We start from the raw sequence: 14723 nt of genomic DNA on the forward strand, positions 1-14723 counted from the left end.
GGATCATTTCAGCCACACCCGCAGCGGCCCGAGTGCCGTGTAGCCGTTCCGCAAGGCCGCGTCGAGATCGTCGCCGCGTTCGTAGCCGGTGATCGACAGACCGGGGAAGCTCGCCGCGACGGCCGAGGTCGCGCCACGCCAGGCGTCGTCGAGAGCGCCGCGAGTGTACAAATTGGACAGTCCGGCGAAGTCGCCGTCACGGTTGGCGGTCACCCCCGAGACACCGTCGGACCACACCGCGACGGACGGATCGCCGAACCGGTCATCGTCCCGGGACCAGCCCGGTTCGAGGGGCACCTGGGCCGTACGGGCGATCCACGTGGCTTCGAAGAGCACCGCGAAACCCGCTTGCGAAAGATCGAGGCAGCCGAAGCTGTCCTTCACCGAACAGCCCGGCGAAGTGTCGATCCCCTCCAGCACTTCCGGCACCGTCGCGTCTGGTGTCAGGGTCACCGCGTCCGGGTACAGCGGCGGCGTCCGGCGTGCCGACTTCCAGACGTGGCGGGTGAAGGTCCCCGAGAACCCGTGTGCCCGGCAGAACGTGTCGCACCAGCGGGCGTTGACGCGCGCGGCGTCCGCTACGCCCGCGCGAACCACAGGACGTCCGGCTCGCCTTGCGGTACCGGGATCTTCAGCTCCCGCACCTCACTGAACCGCGCTCGCAGCCGCTTCGCGAACGACGGTGCCGACTCGGCGCTCCACACCGCGAGCACGCCGCCGGGCCGCAGCCGCGCGGCGAGCATGTCGAGCCCGTCGCTCCGGTACAGCTTCGCGTTGCCGTCGGTGACCGTCCACTCAGGACCGTTGTCGATGTCCAGGCACAGCGCGTCGAACCGCTCCTCCGTCCGGCGCAACCACTTCACCAGATCGGCCTCGACGACGGTGACCCGATCGTCGGAAAGGGCGTCGTCGTGGACGTCCTTGAGCGGACCCTCGCGGTTCCAGCCGATCACCGCGGCCTCGCGCTCGACGACCACGATCTCGCCGACTCCGGGGTGATCCAGCGCGGCGCGCAGCGAATAGCCGACGCCGAGGCCGCCGATCAGCATGCGTGCCTTGCCCGGCACCAGATCGGCCGCCACCGAGACGAGCAGCCGTTCGGATTCCCCGTTCCGGGTGTCCATCAGGAAGACACCGTTGGCGATGACCTCGAAATCGTTCCCGGCCCGGCGAAGCACCAATTCGCCGCTCTTCCCCGCCACTGTGTCGAGTACGTCGGTCATCCGGGCAGCTTATCGGCGACGGTCACAGCAGGCCCGCCATTTTGTACAACACGAGACTGCCCGCGACGGCGACGTTGAGGCTCGCTCCGATGCCCACCATCGGGATTTCGACGACGGTGTCGAGCAGATCGAGCGCTTCCGGCGGAATGCCCTGCTGCTCGTGGCCCAGCACGACGATCGCCGTACCCGCCGCCCGCTCCCGCGTCAGCCGGCCCGGCGGGTCGTGGACCCAGTGCACACAAGCCGGGCGCCGCAACGTGTTCCCGCGGCGCAGCGCCTCCGGCACCCACGGAAACCTCTGCACGGCGAGGCAGGCGCCCACCGCGTCACAAGTTCGCAAAAGGGTGCCGAGATTCGCGCCGTGCAGTGGCCACAGGGGTGCCGCGACGAGATGTCCTCGGCAGGAGTGGGATTTCTGTAGCGGGATCACCTCCGGCACTCCTAACCTTGAAGCCTCGGAGGTGGTAGTCATGCAGGCGACCGTCGGAGACGAGATCCACGTGCACGGGCGCACGGTCGGATCCGTTGGACAGCGCGGCGAAATCCTCGAAGTACGCGGCGAACACGGTGGCCCGCCGTATCTCGTCCGGTTCACCGACGGGCACGAAGGACTGGTCTTCCCCGGTCCTGATTGCGTGGTCCAGTCCCGCGGCGATTAGGCGTCACTCGGCCAGCGCGGGCTCCCTCACGCGGCTTCGCCAGCCCGCCACGACCACGAGAGCGGCGATCGCGGTCAACACCGCCGCGATCTCGGGCAGCAGGAGCGGTCCGCCGCCGCTGAGCACCGCTCCCCCGACCAGGCCGGAGAGGCCGACGCCGAGATAGATGGCGGACGCGTTGAGCGAGAGGACGAGCCCGGCGTTCTGGCTGGACAGTTCGATCAGGCGGTGCTGGATCGGCGGGTTGATCGACCAGGTGGCCAGTCCCCAGAGGAACAGCACGACGGCCGCGCCCGCGATGCTGGTCGCCACCAGCGGCAACAGCGCGAGGACCACGGTGATCCCGGCGAACACGACCAGCAGCGGTCCCCTGGCGCCCCAGCGGTCGGTCGCACGGCCGCCGAGGACGTTGCCGAGCGCGCCGCCGGCGCCGTAGACGAACAGCAGCAGGCTGACCGTCGTGCCGTGGACGCCCGCCGTGGCGGACAGGACCGGCGAGATGAAGGTGTAGACGGAGAACGCGGCGAGGCAGCCGAGCACGGTCGCGCCGAGCATGGCGAGGACGCGTGGGTCCTTGGCGACGGTGAACCGTTCGGCCAGGCGGACCGGAGGCGGCGCCGGGACGGCGGGCAAGACCATCCGGACCGCGAAGGCGCCGAGAAGCGAGAAGGCCGCGACGAGCCCGAAGACGGCCTGGTAGCCGACGCTCTGCGAAAGCACACTGCCGAGCGGGACCCCCAGGATCGTCGCGATGGTCAGGCCGCCGAAGACGAGCGCGACCGCGCGGCCCCGGCGTTCCGGCGAGGTGAGTTCGGCGGCGACGGCGCTCGCGGCCGGGGTGAAGACCGCCGCGCCGATCGCGGTGACGACCCGTGCGAGGAGCAAGGTCACGTAGCCGGGCGCGAGGGCGGCGAGGGCGTTGCCGATGGCGGTGACGACGAGGGCGGCGACCAGGAGCGTCCGCCGTTCCCAGCGGCCCGTGACCGCGGCGAACAGCGGTGAGCCGACGGCGTACGCGATGGCGAAGGCGGTGACCAGTTGCGCGGCGGCGGTCTCGGAGACCCCGAGCTCACCGGTCAGCGCGGGCAACAGCCCGGCGACGACGTAGCCGCTGGTGCCGACCGCGAAGGTGCCGAGCGCCAGCACCGCGGTCCTAGGTGGTGCGAAAGTCATGAGTCCCCAGCTCCAGACCCCCTTTTGCGCCCGGTCCCGCTCCCGGCCGAGATCGCGATTAGGGGGCGGAAGTCGCTCCGGGCCCCGGTCACCCAGGTGCCGCCCGGATCGCGATTAGGGGGCGAAAGTCGACCTGGGTCGCGGGGCACCCGGCCGGCGCCGGATCGCGTTTAGCCCGCTAAAGGCGCTTGGGGGTCGTTGTTCGATGGTTGTCGTAGTTCGATGGAGACCGTACTACGAACTCGCGGAAAGTTCGAGGGGCGTCGTACTATGGACGGATGGCCGCGACCACGACCCCGCAGTACGTCTACCCCGGGCAGGACGAGATCCGGATCGAGGCGGTCCTCTCCGCGCTCGCCGACCCGGTGCGGCTCGACATGGTCCGCCAGCTGGCCGAGTCCGGCACCGAGATCTCGTGCAGCGGTTTCGACGTCGCCGTGACCAAGTCCACACTCACCCACCACCTGCGCACCCTGCGCGAAGCGGGCATCATCATGGGCCGCCAGCAGGGCACCGCGCGCTACAACTCCTTGCGCCGCAACGATCTCGACGAGCTCTTCCCCGGCCTCCTCCAGGGAGTGCTCGCCGCCCGCCGCTGAGGGTGGGCAGCCTCACCCGAAACCGGGATGACAAACGCCCCCGTGATCCGTTGAACTGGACGTAAGGCAGCTCGTCGACGCACGCGCCGAACGCGCTGTCTTCTTTTGTGTCCGAGACCTAAATCGATTCAGGTTCCCATCCGCGACGGTGGGCGAGTAATCGTTTACTCACGTACGACCCTCGAAGGGAGAGCCGTGCCCGTCGCGCTGCTCGCGCTCGCCATCGGTGCCTTCGGCATCGGGACCACCGAATTCGTCATGATGGGCGTGCTGCCCGAAGCCGCCGCCGATTTCGGCGTGTCGATCCCGTCCGCCGGCTACCTGATCTCCGGTTACGCCCTCGGCGTCGTGGTCGGCGCCCCGCTGCTCACCGCGGTCGCCGTCCGGCTGCCGCGCAAGACCATGCTGCTGGCGATGATGGGGCTGTTCACGCTCGGCAACGTCCTCTTCGCGCTGTCGCCGAACCAGGAGTTCGGCGTCGCCTTCCGCTTCATCGCCGGCCTGCCGCACGGCGCGTTCTTCGGCGCCGGCGCGGTCGTCGCGTCCAGCCTGGCCAAGCCGGGCGAGCGCGCCAAGGCCGTCTCGATGATGTTCATGGGCCTGACCCTGGCCAACGTCGTCGGTGTCCCGCTGGGGACGTTGCTCGGCCAGAAGGTCGGCTGGCGCGCGACCTTCGGCGTCGTCGCGGTGATCGGCCTGGTCGCCATGGCCGCGATCGCAAAACTGGTCCCCCATCAGGGCAAACCGGTCGAGCCGTCGCTGCGCGGCGAACTCGGCGCCTTCCGCCGTCCGCAGGTGTGGCTCGCGCTCGCGATCGTCACCTTCGGCCTCGGCGGCGTGTTCGCCTGCCTGTCCTACATCGCGCCGATGCTGACCGACGTCACCGGCTACTCGCCGTCGGACGTCACCCTGCTGCTCTCGCTGGCCGGGGTCGGCATGACGATCGGCAACTACCTCGGCGGCAGGCTCGCCGACAAGGCGCTGATGCCGAGCCTCTACGTCTCGCTGTCCGGACTCGCCACGGTGCTGGCGATCTTCACCTTCACCGCGAACGGCAAGGTCGGCGCGGCGGTGACGATCTTCTTCGTCGGCCTCGCCGGTTTCATGATCGGCCCGATGATGCAGGCCCGGATCATGGAGAAGGCCGGTGGGACGCCGTCTCTGGTCTCCGCGGCCGTGCAGTCGGCGTTCAACATCGCGAACTCGATCGGCGCCTACCTCGGCGGCCTGGTGATCGCGGGCGGCCTCGGCCTGGTCGCCCCCAACTGGGTCGGCGCCTCGCTGGCCGTGCTGGGGCTCTCGCTGGCCGTCGTCTCCGGCGGCCTCGACCGCCGCGAAGCCCGGCTCACGCCCGCCATGGCCTCCTGATCGGCCACCGGCGGTCCTCTCAGGACAGCGGGCCGCCGGTGATCGTGAAGGCGATGAAAAGGATCAAGACAGAAAGCGCGCCATAAGTCAGGACGTCGACCGGCTTGCCCCGGATCGCCAGCAGCCCGGCCTTCGCGTCCGGCAGGACCGCCCTCAGCAGACCCGCGAGCAACAGCGCTCCGCCGATCAGCGCGGCCCCCTGACGCCAGTGGTACTGCCCGATCCGCAGGGCGGCGACGGCCACCACCAGCATCACCAGCAGGAACGGCAGGTGATGGAGCAGTGCCCCACGGTCACGCCGCTGTCCGGCCAACGTCATCAGTCCTCGTCCTTCACGGCCTCGCGGGCAAATCGGTTCACGTCGTAAGTATCCCGGGTGAGTCATCCGGCAGCAGGTCAGGGCGTCTTCCACATTGTCAAGAGCGGCAAAACCCACATGCGGGGTGCACACGAGCGCGGATACGGTCAAAATGTGACCGTGGCACAACCGACGACTCAGCTGAACGCGACCGAGCAGGACACCCTGGTCAAGCAGATCGGCCTCGCCCTGCTGCGGGCCGCGCCGCGTGATTGGCGGAAGGTGACCGCCGAGTACCGAGCCGTCGGCAGGTACCACGAGATGACCGGCGAGATCATCACCGAGGACGGCACCGCGCACGAGTGGGTCGCGACCCACGACATCGCGACGCTGTTCGGCAGGCTCCGTGCCGGGATGTACCGCGACGGCCGCGGCACCTGGTTCAACGCCCGTTACCAACTCGATCACCCGTCCAGCTACAACCTCGAGTACAACCGCGACGAGCCCCAGTGGCGCCTCGCGCCGCCTCCGCAGGCACTCTCCGACGAACTGCGCATGTTCCCCCGCTCCGAGGAGAACGTGCCCGAATGGCTGATCCGGCGCATGTCCGGCCTCAGCCCCGAGCAGCCAGGGCCGCATTTCCGCATCGCCCGCATCTTCGACACCATCGGCCCGGCCGGCCGGCCGGTGATCAACCGGCCCGACCTGGAGATCGAGGAGCAGGACAGGCTGCTCGAATACCTCGACCACGCGCCGCTGGTGGTCACCGAGCGCGGCTACGACATCGACAGGCTCGCGCAGACCCCCGAGGCCACCGTCCCGGTCGCCTTCCACAGCGACGGACAGTGGATCTGGCCCGCCGCCGTCAACTTCTACCTGCGCGAGTACGGCGTCTCGCCGGAACTCGACCTGATCGACCACGTCCGGCAGAACGGCTTCACGCTGCCGGAGGTCGACGACCCGACGCTGCAGGCCGCCGCGGGTTACCTCACCCGGGGGAATCAGCCCCCGCAGCAGCGCCCCAACGGCCCGGGTGGCCCCAACGGCGGCCCGGGTGGGCCCGGTGGCCCGCCTCCGCAGGGCCCGCCCCAGAACGGCCTCTCGCCGAACGGCCCGGTGCCGAACGGTCCCGTGCCGCCGCAGCAGGCCGCGGTCAACCAGGGCGGTCCCGGTCAGTCGGGACCCAACGGTCCCGCGGGTCCCGGCCCGAACCAGGCCGCTCAGCCGCCCGTCCCGCCGCCGCACCAGCCGGGCCCGGACCCCGCGGTGGTGGCGGCCGCGGCCGCGGCACCGGTCGCCGCCGCGGCGGCCGTTCCCGCGGCCGAGGCGAGCGTTCCGGATCAAGCCGAGCAGGCCCAGCGGTACGAAGAGGACTACGACACCCAGGACTACCAGGCGCAGGACTTCCACGAAGCCGCCGCCGAGCAGCAGTACGAAGCCGGTTACGAGGAGCAGTACGCGCACGAAGAGGCGCCATTCCACGAGTCCGAACAGGACGCGTACACCGACGAGGCCCGGCAGGACGACGCGCCGCGTCAGCACGCGGAGCCCGAGCCGGAGCCTCAGGTCGCCGACCCGGAGGCCACCACGTACGCGCGGGCCCCGCAGGTCGACGCCTATGAGCAGCCTCGCGAGGAAGCTCAGGACGCGTACCCCCCGCAGGAGGAGAACCAGCCGTACACGCCCCCCGAGCTGGAGTCGACCACCGGCTACACGCCCGTCGAGCAGGCCGACGCCGGTCCTGAGCTGCCCCTCCTGACGCACGACGCGGAGCCCGACGTACCTCCGCTCTCGGACTCCGAGGTCACGCAGGTCGACGGCCCACAGCAGGAGCGGGGGACCTTTGCTACCGCCCCCGTGTCCCGTCCTGAGCCCGAACCGCAGCGTGAAGAAGCCCCGCGCCGCGCCGCGCCGGAGCGGTCTCGCCGCGACGAGCACCCGGTGCCGGTGCTGAACGAGCTGCAGTCGAAGTTCGACGACCTCGACGTGCCCGGAGACGTCTACCGCATCGGCGGCCCCGCGGAGCACGGCTGGAGCGTCGAGCAGGTGGACGGCGGCGGCTGGCGGGTCGGCTGGTACGACGGGAAGCTGACCAATCCGGCGGTGTTCGGCGACGCCGAGGACGCGGCCGCGTTCATGCTCGGCAAGGTCCTGCTGAACCCGAACGGCGCTCCGCCCGCCGTCGAGCCGCACTTCGACGAGCCTGCCGCCGTCGAAGAGCAGCCGGTCGAGGAGCCGCCTCCGGCTCCGGTCCGGCCCGTGCTGACGACGCTCTCCCCCGAGATCGCGACCGGTTCGCATCCGGTGCCGCCGCGGGAGTCGATCCCGGCACAGGAGCAGACCGCGTTCACGACGGCCGAGGAACTGCTCGGGGACGACCTGGACGACGAGCCCGCCCCCGCACCGGTCCCGCCCGTGCCTCCGGTGCGGCCGCCGAACCCGGCGCTGGCGAGCCCGCCGCCCGCCCCGCCTCGGCGCGAACCGCCGGTCACGCCGCCTCCGCCGCCGATGCGGCGCGAGGAACCGGCCCGCCCGCAGGTCTCGGCGGCCGGACCTCCCGACCCCAAGCAGAACTGGCCGATCTCGCCGCTCAACGGCGAGCCGCCGCTGACGCTGTTCCGCGGTAAGGAGCTGCGTGAGCTGCCCGCGGGCAGCGAGCTGGACCGCTTCGGCGGCCCGAACGGCAACCTGACCTACGCTGCCGGGACGCCGTTCGAGGAGCGCTCGCTCGTGCCGGAGTGGGTGAACCGGCCGTACCACGTGTACCGCGTGCAACGTCCGCTCGAAGCGCTGGCCGGTGTCGCGATCCCGTGGTTCAACCAGCCCGGTGGCGGGTCGGCGTACCTGCTGCCTGCGTCCATCGAGGAACTGCTCGCCGAGGGCGACCTCATCGAGCTGGACCCGGGCGAACCGCCGATCGACTAGCACTCAAGTGTCATGAAAGGGGCTTTCCTGACGAATTTCGTCAGGAAAGCCCCTTTCATGACATCGGGGGTCAGTGGATGACGAGGCCGTGTGCGGCGGCGTAGGCCACCGCGGTCTCGGTGTCGACGTGGACGCCCGCGAGATTCGCCTGCACCAGGCCGTTGGCGTCGATCCGCGCTCCGCGCAGGTCGGCACCCTCGAGTTTCGCTCCGGCCAGCCGGGCACCGGTGAGGTCGGCGCCGCGCAGATCGGCGCCGGTGAGGTCCGCCTCGGTCAGGTTCGCCTCGCGCAGCCGCAGCCCGGAGAGATCCACTTTGGACAGTCGGTTGCGACTCAGCGAGACCAGCGAGAGATCGCATTCGGTGAACGCGACCTTCTGGAATCGGCAGTCCACAAAGGACGATCCGAGCATCGAGCAGGAGCTCCACCGGGTACCGGCGAGCACACTGCGGTCGAAGGTGCAGGACCGGAACGCCGACGCCTCGTGGCGTGAGCCCTCGAAGTCGACCTTGGTGAAGTCGCACTGGTCGAAGGTGCAGCCCTGGGTGCGCAGCCCGCGCAGGTCGGCCTCGGTGAAGTCACAGCCGACGAAACTGCGTTTTTCCCACCATTGCTGGGAAAGGACGGCTTCTCGGTAGTCTTCCGCGGTCTCGATCACCCGTTCAGGATCGCATACCCGCTCAAGGCCAGGTGATCCCGTCGAACAACGCGCGCAGCTTCGCCGCCCGCGCCCCCGACGACGCGGCGATCCAGCCGATGCGGCCGAGCAGATGGGCCCGGAAATCCGGATGCGCGGCCCGGTTCTGCGCCTCCGGCCCGGTGCGGACGCAGTTGTGGAGCAGCGCGCGCAGGGCGTCGTAGTCGGCGCGCGTCGCGGCGGGCGAGCTGTTGACCACCAGTCCCGCGACCCGTTGCCGCTGGTGTGCGCCCGCGATCGACGTCTTGTCGTCCCGCAGCCGGAAGCCCTCGTCGGCGACGATCCGCCGGACGCCGGGCAGCAACCGGTGCAACGGCAGGGAATCCCCGGAGAACGCCAGATCGTCGGCGTACCGCGTGTAGGCCGCGCCCAGTGACCGCGCGAGACCGTCGAGCCGCCGGTCCAGATGGAGCGTGACCGCGTTCGCCACCGCGGGCGAGGACGGCGCGCCCTGCGGCAGATGCGTGGCCGCCAGGTTGCTCAGCAGCCGCACCCGCGCGGGATCCCGCCGCCCCTCGGGCACGGCGGCGAGGACGTCGGGCGGGGCGGCCGTGGTGAGCACGCCCGCGAGAGCCTCCGCCACGGCGGGCGGGTACCCGGCGAGCGCGAGCAGGGCCGAGATCCGGCGCGCGGACACCGCCGGGAAGAACCCTTCGAGATCCATCCTGACCACGGTCTCCCGGCCGGCGTGCGGCGTGGCGCACGACATCGCCGAACGTCCGCGCCGGAAACCGTGTGCGGCCTCGTGCACCGGCAGCGCCTCGACGACGTGCCGCACGATCCGCCGCTGCAGTTCGGCGAGCCGCGGCTTCGGCCGCTCGATGAGCCGCACCCCGCCCGAAGCGGTCGGGATCCACCGGTAGCCGTAGTGCCGGACCGGATCGGCCGCGCGCCGGTTCCAGCCCTTCGCGTCGGCGAACCACGAGAGTTCACCGGTCGTCAGGTCGAGCGCGGCGGCGCAGTCGTCGAAGGTCGCCCAGCGGGCCACCTGCCACCGCCAGACCGGCATCGGCCCGAGGAGCGACGCGGAGGTGACTTTTTCTCCTGTCATCCGCGCGGACTCGTACGCGAAGCATGCCGCGCTCGCGCGGGGCGCCGTGTCTCGCTGTCGTCGTGCTCCCCGGGGTTGCCCCGGAGTGGGTGGTGATCCACCGGCTCACCTCCGCGTCGCTGTCACCACCCTACCGACTTCAGCGACTCGGAATGATCTTCGAACCCGAGACGTACCGCATGGCCTCGACGAACTTCGGGTCGTTCATGCGGCGTTCCATCTCGGGGAAGTCGAGGTCGACCAGCCGGGTCTGGATCCACCACAGGTTGCCGAACGGGTCGCGGACCCGGCCGACGCGGTCGCCGAAGAAGAGCTCGGTCTGCTTCGTGACCTCTTCGGCGCCCGCCTCGACGGCCCGGCGCTGCGTCTCCACGCTGTCCTCGACGTAGAGCCGCAGGTGCGCCGGGGTCTCGACCCAGTCGTCCTGCGCGTCGAACAGCATGACTACCGAGTCGCCGACGCGGACCTCGGCGTGCCCGATCTTGCCGCCCTCGACGTACACCGGCTCGCCCATCGGCTCGGCGTCGAAGACCCGCTTGAGAAAGTCGATCACGCCCGCGGTGTCGCGCGAGATGATCCACGGGGTGACCGAGTGGTAGCCGGCGGGGATCGGGTTGCTCATCGGAGTTCTCCTCAGTCGTCGTGGTGCGATGAGAAGAACGCTAAAGGGCGTATAGGACAGATCCTGTCCTAATGAGATTTCAGCAGGAAAGACGGCTTCGCGTCCCGCCACTCCGGCATGTCCAGCGAGTCGAGCGCCTCGACGATGCGCTTCTCCTCGTAGCGGAAATGCGTCTCCATGATCGCCGTGAGCCCGTCGAGTTCGCGCTGGACGTGCAGGATCTCGGCCGAGCTCGACTCCGGGCCGACACCGGCGACCAGTTCCTCGAGCCGTTCGATGATCCCGGACATGACGTCGTGGTCGTGTGCGAGCTCTTCGAGCGTCGGCCGCAACTCGGGGAATTTCTCTGCCAGCACAAGGAAAGCGCCGCCGTCCTCCCCGGTGTGATGCCTGGTCAGCGCCGAGCAGAAGGTGAGGCAATGCGCGCGGAGATCGCGCAGCCGCTCGGCACGCCCGTCCGCGACCGACCCGAGATCGTCGTGCAGCCCGGCCAGCTCTTTACGCAGCCAGTTGTGAACCTGAACGAGTTGATTTCCGAACGCCGTCAACCGGCCGTTCGATGAAGAAGGGGTTTCCATGATTTCCCATGGTCCGACGCCTCCGCGCCCACGACGGTCTCTTTGCCGGGTGCACTGCGACGTTGATCGAACTACAGCATGGACACCGCCGGGCCGTCAAGTGAGGTCAGTGGAAGTCACGGGACTTGGCGGTGATCCGCAGCGGCAGGTGCCGGATCTGTTCGGCGAGGACGTTCACCACCTCCCCGGTGCGCTCGACCACGCCCCGGACCAGCAACGCGGGGCTGCCGCGGGCGACCCGGTGGTAGCGCTGCCACACGCCCATCGTGCAGATGATGTTGATCATCCCCGTCTCGTCCTCGAGGTTCATGAAGGTGACGCCGCCCGCGGTCGCCGGCCGCTGGCGATGGGTCACCGCGCCACCGGTCAGCACCCGCGTGCCGTGCGGGACGTCGCGCAGGCCCGCCGCCGTGACGACGCCGAGTTCGTCGAGGTTCTCCCGGATGAACTGGGTCGGGAAGCTGTCCGGCGACACCCCGGTGGCCCAGACATCCGCGGCCGCGACGTCGATTTCGTCCATCCCGGGCAACATCGGCGCCTTGGCCCCGGTGGTGAGACCGGGGAGTTTCTCCAGGCTTTCGTCGGCGACCGCGCCCGCCGCCCAGAGCGCGCTCCGCCTGCTCTCGCCGAAACAACCGAACGCGCCTGCCGTGGCCAGCGCCTCGACCTGAGGTTTGGTCAGCCGCACCCGCCGGGCGACCTCGGGCAGATCCGCGAACGGGCCACCGCGCTCCCGCTCTTCGACGATCTCCTTCGCCAGGTTCTCGCCGATCATCCGCACGGTGGACAGGCCGCCCCGCACGGCGAGCAGTTCTTTCCCTTCTGGCAACGGTTCCAGCGTCGCGTGCGGGAGACTCGCGTTGATGTCCGGGCCGAGCACCTTCACCCCGTGCCGCCGCGCGTCGGCGACCAGCGACTGCGGCGAATAGAACCCCATCGGCTGCGCGCGCAGCAGGCCGGCCAGGAACGCGTCCGGGTGGTAGTACTTGAAGTACGCGCTCGCGAACACCAGCAGGGCGAAACTCAGCGCGTGACTCTCCGGGAAACCGAAATTCGCGAACGCCTTGAGCTTGCCGAAGATCTTCTCCGCGAGCTCCTCACCGATGTCGTGCTTCGCCGCGCCTTCGAGGAATCGGCGTTTGAGCCGTTCCATCTTCTGTTCGGAACGCTTCGCACCCATGGCGTGCCGTAACTGATCGGCCTCCGCCGGGGTGAAATCGGCGACGTCGAGGGCGATCTGCATCATCTGTTCCTGGAACAACGGGACGCCGAGGGTCTTCTTCAGCGCGTTCTCCAGTTTCGGATGGTCGAAATCCCATTTCTCCTGATCGTTCTTGCGCCGGATGTAGGGATGCACCGAACCACCCTGGATCGGACCAGGCCGGATGAGCGCGACCTCGACCGCGAGGTCGTAGAACTTCTTGGGGCGCAAGCGAGGCAGGGTGGCCAGCTGCGCGCGGCTCTCCACTTGGAAAACGCCGATCGCGTCGGCACGGCAGAGCATTTCGTAGACGTTCTGATCCTTGAGATCCAATTCGGAGATGTCGACCTCTTCCCCTTTGTGGTCGTGAACCAGATCTATCATATAGTGCAGGGCCGACAACATCCCGAGTCCGAGCAGATCGAATTTGACCAGTCCCGCGGCGGCGCAGTCGTCTTTCTCCCACTGCACGACACTGCGGTTCTCCATCCGGGCCCATTCGATCGGCACTACCTCGCTCACCGGCTGTCGGCAGATCACCATGCCGCCGGAATGAATGCCAAGGTGCCGGGGGAAGTCTTCGAGCGCGCAAGCGAGTTCGACTACTTCGCCGGGAATGTCGTGATCGTGATCCTTCTCCGTGGACCGCAACGCGCCCCAGCGGTCGATCTGCTTGCTCCACGCGTCCTGCTGGCCGGGTGAATACCCCAGTGCCCGCGCCGCGTCCCGGACCGCGGACCGCGCCCGATAGGTGATCACGTTCGCCACCTGCGCGGTGTTCAGCCGCCCGTATTTCTCGTAGACGTACTGGATCGCCTCTTCGCGACGGTCGGATTCGATGTCGAGGTCGATGTCCGGATAGCCGTCGCGGTCGGGGGCGAGGAACCGTTCGAAGAGCAGGCCGTAGCGCACGGCGTCGACCTTGGTGATGCCGAGCGCGTAGCAGACCGCGGAATTCGCGGCCGAACCCCGGCCCTGGCAGAGGATGTCGTTCTCCCGGCAGAACCGCACGATGTCCCAGACGATCAGGAAATAGCCGGGGAAGCCCAGCTTTTCGATGATCTCCAGTTCGTGCGCGATCAGTTTCCGGGCTTTTCGACGGTACTCGGCGGTCTTGTTCTTCTCGTGGTCCTTCGCGCCCTTGAGAGTGAGTTCCTTCAAGAAGGACGCTTCGGTGTGGCCCGCCGGAACGGCGAACGGCGGGAGCTTCGGTTCGATGTGGTGCAGTTCGAACGCGCATTCCCGGCCGAGCAGCGCCGCGCGCTGCACCGCGCCCGGGTACCTCGCGAAGATCTCGGCCATCTCCTCCCCCGACCGCAGGAACGCCGTCCCCGCGGCGGGCAGCCAGCCCTCCATGTCCTCCAGGCCCCGCCGGGCGCGGATCGCGCTGAGCGCGTCGGCGAGCGGGGCCCGCTCCGGCCGCGCGTAATGCGCCGCCGTGGTCGCCACCGTCGGCAGCCCGAACTCCGCGGCCATCTCGCTCAGCAGGTCGTTGTGCGTGCTGTCCAAGGGGAGGCTGTGGTCGATGAGTTCGACGTAGACGTTCTCCCGGCCGAAGCAGTCGATGAGTTCCTTCAGTTTCTCCACGGCCGCGACGGGACCTCCGGTGACGAGTGCCTTGCGCACCGCGCCCTTGCGGCAGCCGGTGAGCACGACGCACTTCCCGCTGACCTCTTCGGCGACCGCGCGCAGGTCGTAGACCGGCCTGCCCTTCTCGGCTCTTTCCTTGGGCGACAAGGATCCCCTGTCGAAGCCGTACAGTTGCCCGGCGGTGATCGCGCGGTTCAGGCTCAGGTAGCCGTCCTGTTTCTTGGCCAGCAAGAGAAGGTGTTCGCCTTCGGGATCGGCGAACCCGTTCTGCGGTCCGGACAGACCGAAGCTGAGCTCCGTGCCGAAGACGGTGTGCACGCCCAGTTCCCTCGCCGCTTCGGCGAAGCGCACCACGCCGTACATGCCGTCGTGATCGGTGAGGGCGATCGCGTCCAGGCCCAGCCGCGCGGCCTCCTCCACCAATTCCTCGGGATGGCTCGCCCCGTCGAGGAAGCTGAAGTTCGAATGGCAGTGCAGTTCGGCGTACGGCACCCGGCGCGCGGTGGCCCCGTCGTCCTCGCCGATCTGCCCCGTCAAGTCGGGGGGACGCTCGTAGCCCTCCCGCTTGGCGCTCCAGGCGGGGCTGTCACCGCCGTCGCCGGGCTGGACCTCGCCCGCGAGTTCGCGGGCGAGGTCCTTCCACGGCTTCGGAGGGTTGTTCCAGCCCATCGGTCACCGATTCTCGATCGAACGTCTCGGCGGGGGGACGAACACTTCCGCTCGCGGGACGCACGCCGCC

The 14723-nt window shown here is 69.3% G+C and carries 14 protein-coding genes; 4 read left to right on the forward strand and 10 right to left on the reverse strand.

The features are described 5' to 3' along the window. Positions 1–3: 3 nt before the first annotated feature. The 3 genes from ACZ5IK_RS34085 to ACZ5IK_RS34095 are packed head-to-tail and all read right to left on the reverse strand — an operon-like array spanning position 4 to position 1509. Positions 4–597 carry a hypothetical protein gene (locus ACZ5IK_RS34085; protein WP_465491473.1) on the reverse strand — a complete coding sequence of 198 codons (594 nt, stop codon included), beginning with the start codon at positions 595–597 and terminating at the stop codon, positions 4–6. Then, a complete protein-coding gene (locus ACZ5IK_RS34090; protein ID WP_465491474.1) occupies positions 579–1223 on the reverse strand; it encodes a spermine/spermidine synthase domain-containing protein in 645 nt (214 codons plus the stop codon). The genes ACZ5IK_RS34085 and ACZ5IK_RS34090 overlap by 19 nt, the downstream gene beginning before the upstream one ends. Positions 1224–1245: 22 nt before the next feature. Next, on the reverse strand, positions 1246–1509 hold the full coding sequence (locus ACZ5IK_RS34095) for a TrmH family RNA methyltransferase (protein WP_465491475.1): 264 nt from the start codon (positions 1507–1509) through the stop codon (positions 1246–1248). 184 nt (positions 1510–1693) lie between these two features. Here ACZ5IK_RS34095 and ACZ5IK_RS34100 point away from each other — a divergent pair, with 184 nt between their 5' ends. Beyond that, positions 1694–1882: a DUF1918 domain-containing protein gene (locus ACZ5IK_RS34100; protein ID WP_101612274.1), complete on the forward strand. Its 189-nt coding sequence runs from the start codon at positions 1694–1696 to the stop codon at positions 1880–1882. A 3-nt stretch (positions 1883–1885) separates the two neighbouring features. On the opposite strand, the gene ACZ5IK_RS34105 is transcribed toward ACZ5IK_RS34100, so the two are convergent. Beyond that, positions 1886–3055 (reverse strand): MFS transporter, encoded by a 1170-nt coding sequence (locus tag ACZ5IK_RS34105; RefSeq protein WP_465491476.1) that lies wholly within the window; start codon positions 3053–3055, stop codon positions 1886–1888. A gap of 278 nt (positions 3056–3333) precedes the next feature. Between ACZ5IK_RS34105 and ACZ5IK_RS34110 the strand changes: the two genes are divergently transcribed. Together ACZ5IK_RS34110 and ACZ5IK_RS34115 are read left to right on the forward strand one after the other, a co-directional pair. Beyond that, positions 3334–3654 carry an ArsR/SmtB family transcription factor gene (locus tag ACZ5IK_RS34110; RefSeq protein ID WP_465491477.1) on the forward strand — a complete coding sequence of 107 codons (321 nt, stop codon included), beginning with the start codon at positions 3334–3336 and terminating at the stop codon, positions 3652–3654. 195 nt (positions 3655–3849) lie between these two features. Continuing rightward, a complete protein-coding gene (locus ACZ5IK_RS34115; protein WP_465491478.1) occupies positions 3850–5022 on the forward strand; it encodes an MFS transporter in 1173 nt (390 codons plus the stop codon). A 19-nt stretch (positions 5023–5041) separates the two neighbouring features. On the opposite strand, the gene ACZ5IK_RS34120 is transcribed toward ACZ5IK_RS34115, so the two are convergent. After that, positions 5042–5341, reverse strand: coding sequence for a DUF3017 domain-containing protein (locus tag ACZ5IK_RS34120; RefSeq protein ID WP_465491479.1), 300 nt, complete (start codon positions 5339–5341; stop codon positions 5042–5044). A 153-nt stretch (positions 5342–5494) separates the two neighbouring features. Here ACZ5IK_RS34120 and ACZ5IK_RS34125 point away from each other — a divergent pair, with 153 nt between their 5' ends. Further along, positions 5495–8245: a TNT domain-containing protein gene (locus ACZ5IK_RS34125; protein WP_465491480.1), complete on the forward strand. Its 2751-nt coding sequence runs from the start codon at positions 5495–5497 to the stop codon at positions 8243–8245. 70 nt (positions 8246–8315) lie between these two features. Here ACZ5IK_RS34125 and ACZ5IK_RS34130 read toward each other — a convergent pair whose 3' ends face one another. From ACZ5IK_RS34130 to ACZ5IK_RS34150, 5 genes are all read right to left on the reverse strand, one after another. Then, positions 8316–8903: a pentapeptide repeat-containing protein gene (locus ACZ5IK_RS34130; protein WP_101612269.1), complete on the reverse strand. Its 588-nt coding sequence runs from the start codon at positions 8901–8903 to the stop codon at positions 8316–8318. A 22-nt stretch (positions 8904–8925) separates the two neighbouring features. Beyond that, the gene (locus ACZ5IK_RS34135; protein WP_465491481.1) at positions 8926–9993 is read right to left on the reverse strand and encodes a reverse transcriptase family protein; all 1068 of its coding nucleotides are present in this window, start codon (positions 9991–9993) and stop codon (positions 8926–8928) included. 139 nt (positions 9994–10132) lie between these two features. Beyond that, positions 10133–10615: a VOC family protein gene (locus tag ACZ5IK_RS34140; RefSeq protein WP_465491482.1), complete on the reverse strand. Its 483-nt coding sequence runs from the start codon at positions 10613–10615 to the stop codon at positions 10133–10135. 68 nt (positions 10616–10683) lie between these two features. Continuing rightward, on the reverse strand, positions 10684–11193 hold the full coding sequence (locus ACZ5IK_RS34145) for a hemerythrin domain-containing protein (protein WP_465491483.1): 510 nt from the start codon (positions 11191–11193) through the stop codon (positions 10684–10686). A gap of 106 nt (positions 11194–11299) precedes the next feature. Then, positions 11300–14653: an error-prone DNA polymerase gene (locus ACZ5IK_RS34150; protein ID WP_465491484.1), complete on the reverse strand. Its 3354-nt coding sequence runs from the start codon at positions 14651–14653 to the stop codon at positions 11300–11302. Between the last annotated feature and the right edge of the window lie 70 nt (positions 14654–14723).

Source organism: Amycolatopsis sp. NPDC031561, from assembly GCF_055580625.1.